This window comes from Burkholderia pulmonis (assembly GCF_984667975.1).
In genome coordinates this window covers 2,649,197-2,664,217 of the sequence record NZ_OZ480186.1, presented here as the reverse complement: position 1 = coordinate 2,664,217, position 15,021 = coordinate 2,649,197, and the positions used below count along the sequence as shown (strand labels likewise).

At 68.1% G+C, this 15,021-nt stretch carries 13 protein-coding genes; 9 read left to right on the top strand and 4 right to left on the bottom strand.

Going from position 1 to position 15,021, the window contains the following annotated elements; all coding sequences use genetic code 11:
* Positions 1 to 113 precede the first annotated feature (113 nt).
* From purD to upp, 3 genes are all read right to left on the bottom strand, one after another.
* On the bottom strand, positions 114 to 1,394 hold the full coding sequence (purD, locus tag AC5LXK_RS12335; RefSeq protein ID WP_493389068.1) for a phosphoribosylamine--glycine ligase: 1,281 nt from the start codon (positions 1,392 to 1,394) through the stop codon (positions 114 to 116).
* A 104-nt stretch (positions 1,395 to 1,498) separates the two neighbouring features.
* A complete protein-coding gene (locus AC5LXK_RS12330) occupies positions 1,499 to 2,227 on the bottom strand; it encodes a YebC/PmpR family DNA-binding transcriptional regulator (RefSeq protein ID WP_069257220.1) in 729 nt (242 codons plus the stop codon).
* 217 nt (positions 2,228 to 2,444) lie between these two features.
* On the bottom strand, positions 2,445 to 3,095 hold the full coding sequence (gene upp, locus AC5LXK_RS12325; RefSeq protein ID WP_175846376.1) for a uracil phosphoribosyltransferase: 651 nt from the start codon (positions 3,093 to 3,095) through the stop codon (positions 2,445 to 2,447).
* A 211-nt stretch (positions 3,096 to 3,306) separates the two neighbouring features.
* On the opposite strand from upp, the gene AC5LXK_RS12320 reads away from it, so the two are divergent.
* Both AC5LXK_RS12320 and AC5LXK_RS12315 read left to right on the top strand, forming a co-directional pair.
* Positions 3,307 to 4,086, top strand: a complete 780-nt coding sequence (locus AC5LXK_RS12320; protein ID WP_493389067.1) for an SDR family oxidoreductase — start codon at positions 3,307 to 3,309, stop codon at positions 4,084 to 4,086.
* Between the two features lie 49 nt (positions 4,087 to 4,135).
* Positions 4,136 to 4,528 carry a methylglyoxal synthase gene (locus tag AC5LXK_RS12315; protein ID WP_493389066.1) on the top strand — a complete coding sequence of 131 codons (393 nt, stop codon included), beginning with the start codon at positions 4,136 to 4,138 and terminating at the stop codon, positions 4,526 to 4,528.
* Between the two features lie 94 nt (positions 4,529 to 4,622).
* On the opposite strand, the gene AC5LXK_RS12310 is transcribed toward AC5LXK_RS12315, so the two are convergent.
* Positions 4,623 to 5,030, bottom strand: coding sequence for a hypothetical protein (locus tag AC5LXK_RS12310; RefSeq protein ID WP_493389065.1), 408 nt, complete (start codon positions 5,028 to 5,030; stop codon positions 4,623 to 4,625).
* Positions 5,031 to 5,297: 267 nt separating this feature from the next.
* On the opposite strand from AC5LXK_RS12310, the gene AC5LXK_RS12305 reads away from it, so the two are divergent.
* From AC5LXK_RS12305 to kdpE, 7 genes are all read left to right on the top strand, one after another.
* Positions 5,298 to 6,272 carry a quinone oxidoreductase family protein gene (locus AC5LXK_RS12305; protein ID WP_493389064.1) on the top strand — a complete coding sequence of 325 codons (975 nt, stop codon included), beginning with the start codon at positions 5,298 to 5,300 and terminating at the stop codon, positions 6,270 to 6,272.
* A 320-nt stretch (positions 6,273 to 6,592) separates the two neighbouring features.
* Complete coding sequence (gene kdpF, locus AC5LXK_RS12300) at positions 6,593 to 6,685, top strand: K(+)-transporting ATPase subunit F (protein ID WP_006752209.1); 93 nt, start codon at positions 6,593 to 6,595, stop codon at positions 6,683 to 6,685.
* Positions 6,682 to 8,487 (top strand): potassium-transporting ATPase subunit KdpA, encoded by a 1,806-nt coding sequence (gene kdpA / locus AC5LXK_RS12295; RefSeq protein ID WP_493389063.1) that lies wholly within the window; start codon positions 6,682 to 6,684, stop codon positions 8,485 to 8,487. The genes kdpF and kdpA overlap by 4 nt, the downstream gene beginning before the upstream one ends.
* A gap of 54 nt (positions 8,488 to 8,541) precedes the next feature.
* A complete protein-coding gene (gene kdpB / locus AC5LXK_RS12290; protein ID WP_493389062.1) occupies positions 8,542 to 10,626 on the top strand; it encodes a potassium-transporting ATPase subunit KdpB in 2,085 nt (694 codons plus the stop codon).
* 25 nt (positions 10,627 to 10,651) lie between these two features.
* Positions 10,652 to 11,224 carry a potassium-transporting ATPase subunit KdpC gene (kdpC, locus tag AC5LXK_RS12285; protein WP_493389061.1) on the top strand — a complete coding sequence of 191 codons (573 nt, stop codon included), beginning with the start codon at positions 10,652 to 10,654 and terminating at the stop codon, positions 11,222 to 11,224.
* Positions 11,225 to 11,386: 162 nt separating this feature from the next.
* Positions 11,387 to 14,230 (top strand): DUF4118 domain-containing protein, encoded by a 2,844-nt coding sequence (locus AC5LXK_RS12280; RefSeq protein ID WP_493389060.1) that lies wholly within the window; start codon positions 11,387 to 11,389, stop codon positions 14,228 to 14,230.
* Positions 14,223 to 14,921, top strand: coding sequence for a two-component system response regulator KdpE (kdpE, locus tag AC5LXK_RS12275; protein ID WP_493389059.1), 699 nt, complete (start codon positions 14,223 to 14,225; stop codon positions 14,919 to 14,921). Before AC5LXK_RS12280 ends, kdpE begins: the two co-directional genes overlap by 8 nt.
* Positions 14,922 to 15,021 lie beyond the last annotated feature (100 nt).

Here is a 15,021-nt window from a genome sequence, read left to right as displayed (position 1 = left end):
GACTGGGTGCCCCCGCCTGACGCGAGGGCCGTAAAAAAAGCATCTGCCGGGCATTCTATCGAACCCCGGCAGAGGAGCCGCCGCCGTGTGAGGGCGGAACGGCGATTGCGACGTTACGTGCTCTTGCGGTTGAGCGCGCGGAAGCCGATGTCGCGGCGGTACTGCATGCCTTCGAAATTGATCTGGTTGATCGTGTCGTACGCATGCTGCTGCGCTTCGCGGACCGAATCGGCGAGGCCGACCACGCACAGCACGCGGCCGCCGGATGTCACGAGCTTGTCGCCGTCGGCGAGCGTCGTGCCCGCATGGAACGTCACCGTCTGTTCGGTTTCGGCCGGGATCCCGTTGATGCGGTCGCCCTTGCGCGGCGCGTCCGGATAGCCGTGCGCGGCCAGCACGACGCCGAGCGCGGTGCGGCGGTCCCAGTCGAGCTCGACCGTGTCGAGCGTGCCCGCGATCGCCTGCTCGACGACCTTCGAGAAATCGCTCTTCAGGCGCGCCATGATCGGCTGCGTTTCCGGGTCGCCCATCCGGCAGTTGAACTCGAGCGTGCGCGGATTGCCGTCCTTGTCGATCATCAGGCCCGCATACAGGAAGCCCGTGAAGCGGATGCCGTCCTTCTCCATCCCGCGCACGGTCGGCATGATGATTTCGCGCATCACGCGTGCGTGCATCTGCGGCGTGACGATCGGCGCGGGTGAATAGGCGCCCATGCCGCCGGTGTTCGGGCCGCGGTCTTCGTCGAGCAGGCGCTTGTGGTCCTGGCTGGAAGCCAGTGCCAGCGCGTGCTTGCCGTCGACCATCACGATGAAGCTCGCTTCCTCGCCGTCGAGGAATTCCTCGATCACGACGCGCGCGCCGGCATCGCCGAGCTTGTTGCCCGACAGCATCATGTCGACGGCCGCATGCGCCTCTTCGAGCGTCATCGCGACGACGACACCCTTGCCGGCCGCGAGGCCGTCGGCCTTCACGACGATCGGCGCACCCTTCGCGTCGATGTACGCGTGGGCGGCGGCGACGTCGGAGAACGTTTCGTACTCGGCCGTCGGGATGCCGTGGCGCTTCATGAACGCCTTCGCGAAATCCTTCGAGCTTTCGAGCTGCGCGGCTTCGCGGGTCGGGCCGAACACTTTCAGGCCGCGCGCGCGGAACAGGTTGACGATGCCGGCCGCGAGCGGGGCTTCCGGCCCGACGAGCGTGAACGCGACGCCTTCGCTTTCCGCGAAATCGGCGAGTTCGTCGAGCGACGTGATATCGACGTTCTTCAGACGCTCGTCCTGCGCCGTGCCGCCATTGCCGGGCGCGACGTAGACCATCTGGACGCGCGGCGACTGCGCGAGCTTCCACGCCAGCGCATGTTCGCGGCCGCCGGAACCGACGACGAGTAGTTTCATGGGATTCCCCGCAGACTAGAAAACAGGGCGGCCGGCACGCTCAGGCGCGCCGGCCGCGGAATCGGTCGGGCCGCCGCCGCGACGGGCGCGCGGCGGCCGGCAGCTCATTCCTCGACGATGACGGCGTTCGTATACACGTCCTGCACGTCGTCGAGGTTCTCGAGCGCGTCCAGGAGTTTCTGCATCTTCGCCGCGTCGTCGCCGGTGAATTCGACTTCGTTCTGCGGCTTCATCGTCACTTCGGCGAGTTCGGCCTTGAAGCCGCCGGCTTCGAGCGCGTCCTTCACCTTCGAGAATTCCTGCCAGTCGCACAGCACTTCGATCGAGCCGTCGTCGTTCGTGTTCACGTCGTTCGCGCCGGCTTCGAGCGCGGCTTCCATCAGCGCGTCTTCCGACGTGCCGGGCGCGAACAGGAACTGGCCGACGTGATCGAACATGAACGCGACCGAGCCATCGGTGCCCATGTTGCCGCCGAACTTCGAGAACGCGTGGCGCACTTCCGCGACCGTACGCGTGCGGTTGTCGGTCAGCGTGTCGACGATGATCGCCGCGCCGCTGATGCCGTAGCCTTCGTAACGGATCTCTTCGTAGTTCGCGCCATCGGCACCGCCGACGCCGCGATCGATCGCGCGCTTGACGTTGTCCTTCGGCATGTTCGCGTCGGCTGCCTTGTCGACCGCGAGACGCAGGCGCGGGTTCGACGTGACGTCACCGCCGCCGAGGCGCGCCGCAACCTGGATTTCCTTGATCAGGCGGGTCCAGATCTTGCCGCGCTTCGCGTCGGCCGCTGCCTTCTTGTGCTTGATGTTGGCCCATTTCGAATGACCAGCCATACCTTTCTCCGTGCCCGGGCGCGCAGCGCGGGCGATTGTTTCAATGTGTCGTTGAATCGGCGGCCGTTTCGGCGGGCATGAAGCCGCGGGGCCGCGCGTGTCGAGTAGAACGTGATTTTATCACGCGGCGACCGCCGGTTCGGGGCCGCCGCACCTGGCCGAACGGCCGGGCAGGCCGCCGCGGACCGGGTTACGCGCCGCGCGACCGCGCCGGTGCTCAGTTCTTGGTGCCGAACAGGCGGTCGCCCGCGTCGCCGAGGCCCGGCACGATGTACGCATGCTCGTTCAGGTGCGAATCGAGCGACGCGACGAACAGCTTCACGTCGGGGTGCGCGTCCTGGAACACCTGCACGCCTTCCGGCGCGGCGACCAGCGCGACGAACATGATGTTCGCGGCCGGCACGTTGCGGCGCTTGAGCACGTCGACCGCGTGCACGGCCGAGTAGCCGGTCGCGACCATCGGGTCGCACAGGATGAAGATGCGGTCTTCCAGGTCCGGCAGGCGCACCAGGTATTCGACCGGGCGGTGGTCGTCGGCGCGGTATACGCCGATGTGGCCGACGCGCGCGGACGGCACCAGGTCGAGCAGGCCGTCCGACATCCCGATGCCCGCGCGCAGCACGGGCACGATCGCGAGCTTCTTGCCCGCGATCACGGGCGCGTCGACCGACACCAGCGGGGTTTCGACCCGCTTGGTCGTGATCGGCAGGTTGCGGGTGATCTCGTAGCCCATCAGCAGCGTGATCTCGCGCAGCAGCTCGCGGAACGTGCGCGTCGACGTGTCCTTGTCGCGCATGTGCGTGAGCTTGTGCTGGATCAGCGGGTGATCGGTGATGAAGAGGTTCGGGAAACGGCTGTCCTGTTTCATGACGGGGGCGCCTTGGCGGCAAAAGGGGATCGGGGCGGGGGCGGGCGCAAGCCGGCCGCCGCTTATGGCCGCAATTTTACCAAGGCGCGCCGCATGATCCGGATATTATCGACGTCTCACGACAATCCGCGTGCCGCGCACGCCCGTTCGCCCGCCCACCGGCGCGGCCGCGCGGGGCCGCGTCGGCGCGCGCGCCACCAGGGAATCGACGATGGATCTCGGCATTGAAGGAAGGACCGCGCTCGTGTGCGCGGCAAGCAAGGGCCTCGGGCGCGGCTGCGCGGAAGCGCTGGCCGCCGAGGGCGTGAACCTCGTGATCGTCGCGCGCACGCGCGACACGCTGGAGGAAACCGCGGAGGAGATCCGGGCCGGCGCGAACGTGTCGGTCACGGCGGTCGCCTGCGACATCACGACGCCGGACGGGCGCGCGGCCGCGCTCGCCGCCTGCCCGCAGCCGGACATTCTCGTGACGAATGCCGGCGGCCCGCCGCCCGGTGACTTCCGGGATTTCTCGCACGACGACTGGATCCGCGCGCTCGAGTCGAACATGCTGACGCCGATCGAGCTGATCCGCGCGACCGTCGACGGGATGATCGGGCGCGGCTTCGGCCGGATCGTCAACATCACCAGTTCGGCCGTGAAGGCGCCGATCGACGTGCTCGCGCTGTCGAACGGCGCGCGCTCGGGGCTGACCGGCTTCGTCGCGGGGCTGTCGCGCAAGGTCGCCGGCCAGGGCGTGACGATCAACAACCTGCTGCCGGGGCTGTTCGACACCGACCGGATCGCGACGACGCTCGCCGCGTCGGCGAAGGCGCAGGGCGTGACGGTCGACGAAATGCGCGCGCGGCGCGCGAAGGACATTCCGGCCGGCCGTCTCGGCACGCGCGCCGAATTCGGCGCCGCCTGCGCGTTCCTGTGCAGCGTGCATGCCGGCTACATCACCGGGCAGAACTGGCTGCTCGACGGCGGCGCGTACCCGGGCACGTTCTGACCCGCGCCTTTCGATTCACGACAACAACCGAACGACGAAGGAACTGGAGATGAGCAAACCCCGCATCGCACTGATTGCGCACGACGCGAAGAAGGACGAGATCGTCGCGCTCGCGGGCGAATACCGCGCGACGCTCGCGCAATGCCGGCTGGTCGGGACGGGCACGACGGGCGGGCGCATCGCGGACGCGCACGGGCTGGAGGTCGAGCGCAAGCTGTCCGGGCCGCTCGGCGGCGACCTGCAGATCGGCGCGGAACTGGCCGACGGGCGTGTCGACATCGTCGTGTTCCTGCGCGACCCGATGACCGCGCAGCCGCACGACCCCGACATCACCGCGCTCGTGCGCGCGTGCGACGTGCACGACGTGCCGGTCGCGACGAATGTCGCCACCGCGCGGATGCTGCTCGACGATCTGGCGCGCAACATGCAGGACGTTTGCTAGGCAACGGCCGCGCCGCCCGCTGCTCGAACGATCGCGACGGCGCTGTCGTCGGCGGTCGTTCGTGTGCTTTCAGGGTTGAATCGTCACAAGCGGATCAATTGGCCGTCTGGATCAGCAGGGTGGCCTGCCCGGTATTGTCGGAGCAGGCGTCGTCGGTGACGAAGCCCCACAGGGTGAGGGTGCTCGCGACCGGGGGTACGTCGACGACGATCGGCTGCTTCGTCACCGACACGCCCCATCGCGAAGTGCCCATGCCGCCCACCACATGCACGCTGTCGATCAGGCAACCGCTCCCGCCCGTGCAGCTCATGGCGTTCGTCGACAGCGACATGACGTAGCGGCCGGGGGCGAGCTGGAAGGCTGCCGAAGTGCCGTATGACGGGCCTGGCGTGATCGCGTTTTGAAGGCAGTTCTGCTTCGCGTCGATCATGACCGAAGTGGCGGCTTGCGCGGTGTAGGAGACCAGGGCAAGCAGGACAGATGCAACGACGGGAATGCGCATGACTCGGATCCTCGACTTGATTGTGATTGGAGTTGGACGGCACATCTGCACATCGGCGTGATCGGCCGATCTCTTTCTTTACGGCATACACGAACCTGTCTTTAGGCTTTCGCGTGGATTTGTCGAGCTGGCCTGTCTGATGGATCGCCGCCGGCCGCCTCGCCGCCTTCCCGAGGCGAGCAAGGAATTCGCCGACGCGCGACAATCATGCGTACCGTCGTCAGACGGCCGACTCTCCCTTGAATATCCAATCCAGGAGTACGACGCATGCCGAAAGCAATCCGATACGACCAGCCGGGCGGCCCGGACGTGATGAAGTGGGTCGATGTCGAGGTCGGCGAGCCGAAAGCCGGCGAGGTGCGCGTGAAGCAGCACGCGGTCGGGCTCAATTACATCGACGTGTATTTCCGCACGGGCCTCTATCCGCAGCCGCTGCCCGGCGGCCTCGGGATGGAGGCGGCGGGCGAGGTGACGGCCGTCGGCACCGGCGTGACGGCACTCAAGGCCGGCGACCGCGTCGCCTACGTCGGGCAGCCGCCCGGCGCGTATGCGCAGGAGCGCGTGATGCCGGCCGACCGGCTCGTGAAGCTGCCGGACGGCATCAGCTACGACGACGCGGCGTCGGTGATGCTGCAGGGCCTCACCGCGCACTACCTGCTGCGCCGCACGTACCCGGTGAAGGCCGGCGACACGATCCTGATCCACGCGGCGGCCGGCGGTGTCGGCCTGCTGGTGTGCCAGTGGGCGAAGGCGCTCGGTGCGACCGTGATCGGGACGGTCGGCTCCGACGAGAAGGCCGAGCTCGCGAAGGCGCACGGCTGCGATCACCCGATCGTCTACACGCGCGAGAACTTCACGCAGCGCGTGAAGGAGATCACGAACGGCGCGGGCGTGCCGGTCGTCTACGATTCGATCGGCAAGGACACCTACATCGGCTCGCTCGACTGCCTCGCGCCGCTCGGCTACTTCGTCAGCTTCGGCAATGCGTCGGGCCCGCTGCCGCCGATCGACTCGAAGGAGTTCTCGTCGCGCGGCTCGCTGTTCTTCACGCGGCCGACGCTGTTCTCGTACATCGCGAAGCGCGCCGATCTCGAGGCCGCGGCCGCCGAGCTGTTCGACGTGATCCTGTCGGGCAAGGTGAAGACCAGCATCAACCAGCGCTATCCGCTCGCGGAAGTCGGCCGCGCGCATGAAGAGCTCGAAGCGCGCAAGACCACGGGCTCGACGATCCTCGTTCCCTGATCCGCTTGACCACCGCCTGACCCTCCCACCGTGCCGGCGCCATGCCGGCACGCGCCTTCGCGGGCGGCGCTGCGGCGCCGTCCGTCCCGCCTCCCGGTTTGCTCCCGTCTGCGTGTTTACACGTTTTTTATATCCGCCCCGATACCTTTGACCCGTCCTTTACGTGCGTTCCCATAAGGTTCTACTCGTCTGATTTCGCTGACGGAGAACACAAAAATGGATGGGGTATTTATCGGCGCTCTGGTGCTCTTCACCGCGCTGATCCTCGGTTTGATTGCCGGTTGCGACAAGCTCGTGCAATACGGTCGCGGGGGGCGAGCATGACCTGGATGCTTTGGCTGGCGGGTGCCTCGACGGCCCTGCTGTTCGCGTATCTCGTCTTTGCGCTGCTGCGCGCGGAGGACATCGAATGAACGCGAACAATCTGTTCCAATCGCTGCTGTTCATCGTCGTGCTGCTGGCGGCGGCCGTTCCGGTCGCGCGCTACCTGTCGGCGGTGATGGACGGCAGCTCGCGCGTCGTGCGCGTGTTCGGGCCGCTCGAACGTGCGCTGTACCGTATCGCCGGCGTCGATGCCGGCAGCGAGATGAACTGGAAGCAGTACGCGATCGCGACGATCGCGTTCAACGCGCTCGGCGCGCTGTTCCTCTACGGCCTGCTGCGCCTGCAGGGTTTCCTGCCGGGCAACCCGCAGCAGTTCGGCGCGATGACGGTCGACGGTGCATTCAACACGGCCGTCAGCTTCGTCACCAACACGAACTGGCAGGACTACACGCCCGAGCAGACCGTCAGCTACCTGACGCAGATGCTCGGCCTGACCGTGCAGAACTTCCTGTCGGCAGCGACCGGCATCGTCGTCGTGATCGCGCTGATCCGCGGCTTTGCACGTCACACCGCGCAGACGATCGGCAACTTCTGGGTCGACCTCACGCGTGTGACGATGTACGTGCTCGTGCCGATGTCGGTGGTGATCGCCGGGCTGTTGATGAGCCAGGGCGTGATCCAGAACATGAAGGCGTACGAGGACGTGCCGGTGCTGCAGACGAGCACCTATGCGGCGCCGAAGCTCGACGCGCAGGGCAACCCGGTGAAGGACGACAAGGGCAACCCGGTCACGGTGCCGACCCCGCTCACGAAGCAGACGCTCGCGATGGGCCCGGTCGCGTCGCAGGAAGCGATCAAGATGCTCGGCACCAACGGTGGCGGCTTCTTCAACGCGAACTCCGCGCACCCGTACGAGAACCCGACGCCGTTCGCGAACTTCATCCAGATCTTTGCGATCCTGATCATTCCGGCCGCGCTGTGCCTCGTGTTCGGTCGCATGATCGGCGACCGCCGGCAGGGTATCGCGGTGCTCGCGGCAATGACGGTCGCGTTCGTGGTCGCGATCGGCATCGAGGTGAGTGCCGAGCAGGCCGGCAACCCGACGCTCACAGCGCTGCACGTCGACCAGTCGGCGAGCGCGCTGCAGCCGGGCGGCAACATGGAAGGCAAGGAAACGCGCTTCGGCATCGCGCAGACCGGCATCTTCACGGTCGCGACGACGGCAGCGTCGTGCGGCGCGGTCGACACGATGCACGATTCGCTGACGCCGCTGGGCGGCCTCGTACCGATGCTGCTGATGCAGCTGGGCGAAGTGATCTTCGGCGGGGTCGGTTCGGGCCTCTACGGGATGCTCGTGTTCGCGCTGCTCGCGGTGTTCGTCGCCGGCCTGATGATCGGCCGCACGCCGGAATACGTCGGCAAGAAGATCGAGTCGTACGAGATGAAGATGGTGTCGATCGTCGTGCTGCTCACGCCGCTGCTCGTGCTGGTCGGCACGTCGATCGCCGTGCTCGCCGATGCAGGCAAGGCCGGCATCGCGAACCCGGGCCCGCACGGCTTCTCGGAAATCCTCTACGCGTTCAGCTCGGCCGCGAACAACAACGGCAGCGCATTCGCGGGCCTGACGGTCGGCACGCCGTTCTACAACTGGATGACCGCGATCGCGATGTGGTTCGGCCGCTTCGGCACGATCGTGCCGGTGCTGGCGATCGCCGGTTCGCTTGCCGCGAAGAAGCGCATCGCGGTGACGAGCGGCACGCTGCCGACGCACGGTCCGCTGTTCGTCGTGCTGCTGCTCGGCACCGTGCTGCTGGTGGGCGCGCTGACCTACGTGCCGGCGCTTGCGCTCGGCCCGGGCGTCGAGCACCTGATGATGTGGCTGGGCGCGTAATGCGCGCCCGCATGGCGACACATTGAAAAGACTGAAGAGATTGAAGAGATCGCAATGACTCAACATTCCGCAACACGGTCCATGTTCGATCCGGCGCTACTGCGCCCGGCGATCGTGGACTCGTTCAAGAAACTCACGCCGCGCACGCAGTTCCGCAATCCGGTGATGTTCTGCGTGTACGTCGGCAGCATCCTGACCACGATCCTGTGGATCGCGGCGCTCGTCGGCCAGGCCGAGGCGCCCGCGGGCTTCATCCTCGCGATCGCGCTTTGGCTGTGGTTCACGGTGCTGTTCGCGAACTTCGCCGAAGCGCTCGCCGAAGGGCGCTCGAAGGCGCAGGCCGCATCGCTGCGCAGTGCGAAGAAGGACGTAACGGCGAAGAAGCTCAACGAGCCGCATCCGAAATCGCCGATCCGCATCACGACCGCGACCGAGCTGCGCCGTGGCGACGTCGTGCTCGTCGAGGCCGGCGACGTGATCCCGGCCGACGGCGAAGTCGTCGACGGCGTTGCATCGGTCGACGAATCGGCGATCACCGGCGAATCGGCGCCGGTGATCCGCGAATCCGGTGGTGACTTCTCGTCGGTGACGGGCGGCACGCGCGTGCTGTCCGACTGGATCGTCGTCAAGGTCACCGCGAACCCCGGCGAGGCGTTCCTCGACCGGATGATCGCGATGGTCGAAGGCGCGAAGCGCAAGAAGACGCCGAACGAGATCGCGCTGACGATCCTGCTCGTCGCGCTGACGATCGTGATGCTGCTGGCCACTGCCACACTGCTGCCGTTCTCGACGTTCGCGGTCGACGCGATGAAGGCCGGTCACGTGGTGACGATCACCGCGCTCGTCGCGCTGCTCGTGTGCCTGATCCCGACGACGATCGGCGGGCTGTTGTCCGCGATCGGCGTGGCCGGGATGAGCCGGATGATGCAGGCGAACGTGATCGCGACGTCGGGCCGCGCGGTGGAAGCGGCCGGCGACGTCGACGTGCTGCTGCTCGACAAGACCGGCACGATCACGCTCGGCAACCGCCAGGCATCGACGTTCGTGCCGGCGCCGGGCGTGACGGAGGAAGCGCTGGCCGATGCCGCGCAACTGTCGTCGCTCGCCGACGAGACGCCGGAAGGCCGCAGCATCGTCGTGCTCGCGAAGGAGCGCTTCAACATTCGCCAGCGCGACATGGCGCAACTGCAGGCGACGTTCATCGGCTTTTCCGCGCAGACGCGGATGAGCGGCGTCGACCTGCCGGGCCGTGAAATCCGCAAGGGCGCGGCCGACGCGATCCGCGGCTATGTCGAAGCGCACGGCAGCCGCTTCCCGGAAGAAGTACGCCGCGCGGTCGACGAGGTGGCGCGCCGCGGCAGCACACCGCTCGTCGTGGCCGACCTGCATGAAGGGGCGGCGCGCGTGCTCGGCGTGATCGAGCTGAAGGACATCGTGAAGGGCGGCATCAAGGAGCGCTTCGCGGAGCTGCGCAAGATGGGCATCAAGACCGTGATGGTGACGGGCGACAACCGGCTGACGGCCGCGGCGATTGCAGCGGAAGCGGGTGTCGACGATTTCCTCGCGGAAGCGACGCCGGAAACCAAGCTCGCGACGATCCGCGAACACCAGGCGGCCGGCCGTCTGGTCGCGATGACGGGCGACGGCACGAATGACGCGCCGGCGCTCGCGCAGGCCGACGTGGCCGTGGCGATGAACACGGGCACGCAGGCGGCGAAGGAAGCTGGCAACATGGTCGACCTCGACTCGAACCCGACGAAGCTGATCGAGATCGTCGAGATCGGCAAGCAGATGCTGATGACGCGCGGCTCGTTGACGACGTTCTCGATCGCGAACGACATCGCGAAGTACTTCGCGATCATCCCGGCCGCATTCGTGACGACGTACCCGCAACTGCGCGTGCTCGACATCATGCACCTGACGTCGCCGGCATCCGCGATCCTGTCGGCGGTGATCTTCAACGCGCTGATCATCGTCGCGCTGATCCCGCTCGCGCTGAAGGGCGTCACGTACCGGCCGCTCGGCGCCGCGTCGCTGCTGCGCCGCAACCTGCTGGTGTACGGCCTCGGCGGCGTGCTGCTGCCGTTCCCGTTCATCAAGCTGATCGACATGACGCTCGCCGCACTCGGCTGGGCCTGAGCCGGCCGCATTTGAAGGAAACATCATGAAAACGTTGATTCGCCCGCTCGTCGTGCTCTTTGTCGTCCTGACCGCCGTGACGGGCCTTGCTTACCCGGCCGTGATGACCGTGTTCGGCCAGGCCGTGTTCCCGTCGCAGGCGAACGGCAGCCTGATCGAGAAGGACGGCAAGGCGGTCGGCTCCGCGCTGATCGGCCAGCAGTTCGACGCGCCGAAGTACTTCTGGGGCCGGCTGTCGGCCACGTCGCCGATGCCGTACAACGCGACCGGCTCCGGCGGCTCGAACCTCGGCCCGCTGAACCCGTCGCTTGCGGACCAGGTGAAGGGGCGCATCGCCGCGCTGCACGATGCCGGCACCGACATGTCGAAGCCCGTGCCGGTCGACCTCGTGACGGCGTCGGCGAGCGGTCTCGATCCGGAGATCACGCCGGCCGCCGCGGCATACCAGGTCGAGCGCGTCGCGAAGGCGCGCAACCTGGCGCCGGACGCGGTCGCGCAGCTCGTCGCCGCGAATACGACGGGTCGCCAGTTCGGCGTGCTCGGCGAGCCGCGCGTGAACGTGCTGAAGCTGAACCTCGCGCTCGACGCCGCGCACTGAGCGCGCGTCCGGGCTTCCGGTGACAACCGGCGTCCGGTGCGGCACGATCCGCGCCGGACGCGCTTTTTTCCGACGGCGCATGCGCCGTCTTTGCCTTTTGCGGCGATTTGGAACAACAATGCTCGTACTCGCGCGCATCCGGGCGCTCCGCCTTCCTGACGCATGAACCGTCCCGATCCAGACCAACTCCTCGACAAGCTGCAGCGAGACGAAGAAAAGCAGCGCCGCGGCCAGCTCAAGATCTTCTTCGGCGCGTCGGCCGGCGTCGGCAAGACCTACGCGATGCTGCAGGCCGCGCGCCAGCGCCTGCAGGAAGGCGTCGACGTCGTCATCGGCATCGTCGAGACGCACGGCCGCAGCGAAACCGCCGCACTGCTCGACGGCCTCGACGTGCTGCCGCTCGCGCGCATCGACTATCGCGGCCGCACGCTCGCCGAATTCGACCTCGACGGCGCGCTCGCGCGGCAGCCGCAACTGATCCTCGTCGACGAGCTCGCGCATTCGAACGTGCAGGGCGCCCGGCACCTGAAGCGCTGGCAGGACGTCTACGAGCTGCTCGATGCGGGCATCGACGTGTATACGACCGTCAACGTCCAGCACCTCGAAAGCCTGAACGACGTGGTCGGCGCGATCACCGGCATCCGCGTGTGGGAGACCGTGCCCGACCGCGTGTTCGACGCGGCCGACGAAGTCACGCTCGTCGACCTGCCGGCCGAGGAGCTGCTCGAGCGGATGCGCGACGGCAAGGTCTATCTCGCGCAGCAGGCCGAGCGCGCGGTCCGCAACTTCTTCCGCAAGGGCAACCTGATCGCGCTGCGCGAGCTGGCGCTGCGGCGCACGGCCGACCGCGTCGATGCGCAGATGCGCGAATACCGTGCCGACCGTTCGATCCAGCGCATCTGGCAGGCGCGCGAGCGGCTGCTCGTGTGTGTCGGCCCGGGTGCCGAAGCGCCGACGCTCGTGCGCGCGGCCGCGCGGCTCGCCGCGAGCCTGAAGGCCGACTGGATCGCCGTGTATGTCGAGACGCCGCGCCTGCAGCGCTTGCCCGACGCGCAGCGACAGCGCACGCTCGACGCGCTGAAGCTCGCGGCCGAGCTCGGCGCGGAGACGGCCACGCTCGCCGGCGCCGACGCGGTGGCCGCGCTGATCGGCTATGCGAAGGTGCGCAACGTATCGAAGATCGTCGCGGGCGGCTCGCCGAAGGTCGGGCTCGTGCGCCGCTTCGCGCGGCCGTTCGGCGAGCAGCTCGCCGAACGCGCGGGCGACGTCGACCTGATGCTGATTCGCGCGTCCGCGAGCGACGAGGCGCGTACCGCGCCGCTCGATGCACGGGCACGCGACTGGCGCGATGCGTTCGCGCAGTTCGGCACGCACCGCTCGCCGCCGCGCCACTACGTGTATGCGGCCGCGATCTGCACGGCGATCACCGTCGTCGCGAGCCTCGTGTCCGAGCGGCTCGACCTGACGAACCTCGTGATGCTGTACCTGCTCGGCGTCGTGTTCTCGGCCGTGCGGCTCGGGCGCGGCCCGGGCGTGCTGCAGTCGTTCCTGTCGGTGGCCGCGTTCGATTACTTCTTCGTGCCGCCGCGCATGTCGTTCTCGGTCAGCGACACGCAATACCTGCTGACCTTCTTCGGGATGCTGCTGACGTCGCTCGTGATCAGCCACCTGACGTCGACGCTGACGCGCCAGGCGAGCGTCGCGCAGCGCCGCGAGCGCCGCACCGGCGCGATCTACGCGATGGCGCGCGAGCTCGGCGCGGCGCTGACGACCGAGCAGATCGTCGAGATCGGCAGCCGCCACGTCGGCGAGGTGTTCCGCGCGCGCGTCGCGTTCCTGCTGCCCGACAGCGTGGACAAGGTGCGGCAGAAGATCGAGGAGCCCGACGCGGCCGTCACGCTGACGGGCGCCGATCTCGACAGCGACGTCGGCCAGTGGGTGTACGACCAGCAGAAGCCGGCCGGCCGCGGCACCGACACGCTGCCCGCGACGGCCGCGCTGTACCTGCCGCTGAAGGCGCCGATGCGTACGCGCGGCGTGCTCGCGGTCGCGTCGCGCGAGCCGCGCGAACTCGAGGTGCCCGAGCAGCAGCGGATGCTCGACGCATTCGCCGCGCAGATCGCGCTCGCGCTCGAACGCGTGCACTACGTCGAGATCGCGCGCGACGCGCTCGTCAACATGGAATCCGAACGGCTGCGCAACTCGCTGCTGTCGGCGATCTCGCACGACCTGCGTACGCCGCTCACGACGATCGTCGGCTTTTCGTCGATGCTCGCGAACGGGCGTGCGGCCGCGCAGGGCGGCGACGCCGCGGCGGTCGAGCGGTTCGCGCAGCGCGAGGGCGAACTCGTCGATGCGATCCACGACGAAGCGCTGCGCATGACGGGCATCGTCACCAACCTGCTCGACATGGCGCGGCTGCAGGCCGGCAGCCTGCAGCTCAAGCGCCAGTGGTCGCTGCTCGAGGAAACCGTCGGCGCCGCGCTCGCCGCATGCAAGCGCGTGCTCGCGCGTCATCCGGCGCGCGTCGCGCTGCCGGCGGACCTGCCGCTGCTGCAGATGGACGCGGTGCTGATGGAGCGCCTGTTCACCAACCTGTTCGAGAACGCCGCGAAGTACACGCCGCCCGATACGCCGATCGACATCGGCGCGGAACGCGTGACCGACGACGGGCTGCCGTTCGTGCGCGTGCATGTCGACGATCACGGCCCCGGCCTGCCGGCCGGGATGGAAACGCGGATCTTCGACAAGTTCACGCGCGGCGAGAAGGAATCGGCGACGCCGGGCATCGGGCTCGGCCTCGCGATCTGCCGTGCGATCGTCGAGGCGCACGGCGGTAAAATCGGCGCGCTCAACCGCATTGCGCCCGACGGGCACGTGACGGGCGCGCGCTTCTGGTTCACGCTGCCGGTCGAGACGCCGCCGGCCGCGCCTGCCGTGCCCGACGACGAATCCGACCTGCCGGGCGCATCGTCCCCATCCGAGTCATTGCCAGACCATGAGTGAACCCAGCCTGACCGTCGTCCTGATCGAGGACGAAAAGCAGATCCGCCGTTTCGTGCGCGCCGCGCTCGAAGAGGAGGACATCGCGGTGTTCGAAGCCGAGACGGGCAAGCAGGGGCTGATCGACGCGGCGACGCGCAAGCCCGACCTCGTGATCGTCGACCTCGGCCTGCCCGACACCGACGGCCTCGACGTGATCCGCGAACTGCGCGGCTGGTCCGAGGTGCCGGTGATCGTGCTGTCCGCCCGCACGCAGGAGGAGGAGAAGGTCGCCGCGCTCGACGCGGGCGCCGACGACTACCTGACCAAGCCGTTCGGCGTGTCCGAACTGCGTGCGCGCATCCGTGCGCAACTGCGCCGGCGCAACCAGGGCGGCGCGAACGAGTCGCCGAAGGTGACCTTCGGCGCCGTGACCGTCGATCTCGCGCTGCGCCAGGTGTGGCGCGACAACGAGATCGTGCACCTGACGCCGCTCGAATACCGGCTGCTCGCGACGCTCGTGCGGCACGCGGGGCGCGTGCTCACGCACCGCCAGCTGCTGCGCGACGTGTGGGGGCCGTCGCACGTCGAGAGCCATCATTACCTGCGCATCTACATGGCGCACCTGCGCCAGAAGCTCGAACTCGACCCCGCGCAGCCCGAGTACATCGTCACCGAGACGGGCGTCGGCTACCGGCTCGTCGGCGCCGCGTGACACCGCGCGCCGGCAGGGTTGCGCCGGCGCGACAGTCTCGCAATGCGCGCCGGCCTTGCACACCGTTCGCTCATTCCCCGTTATCCTGACCATTCCGCGA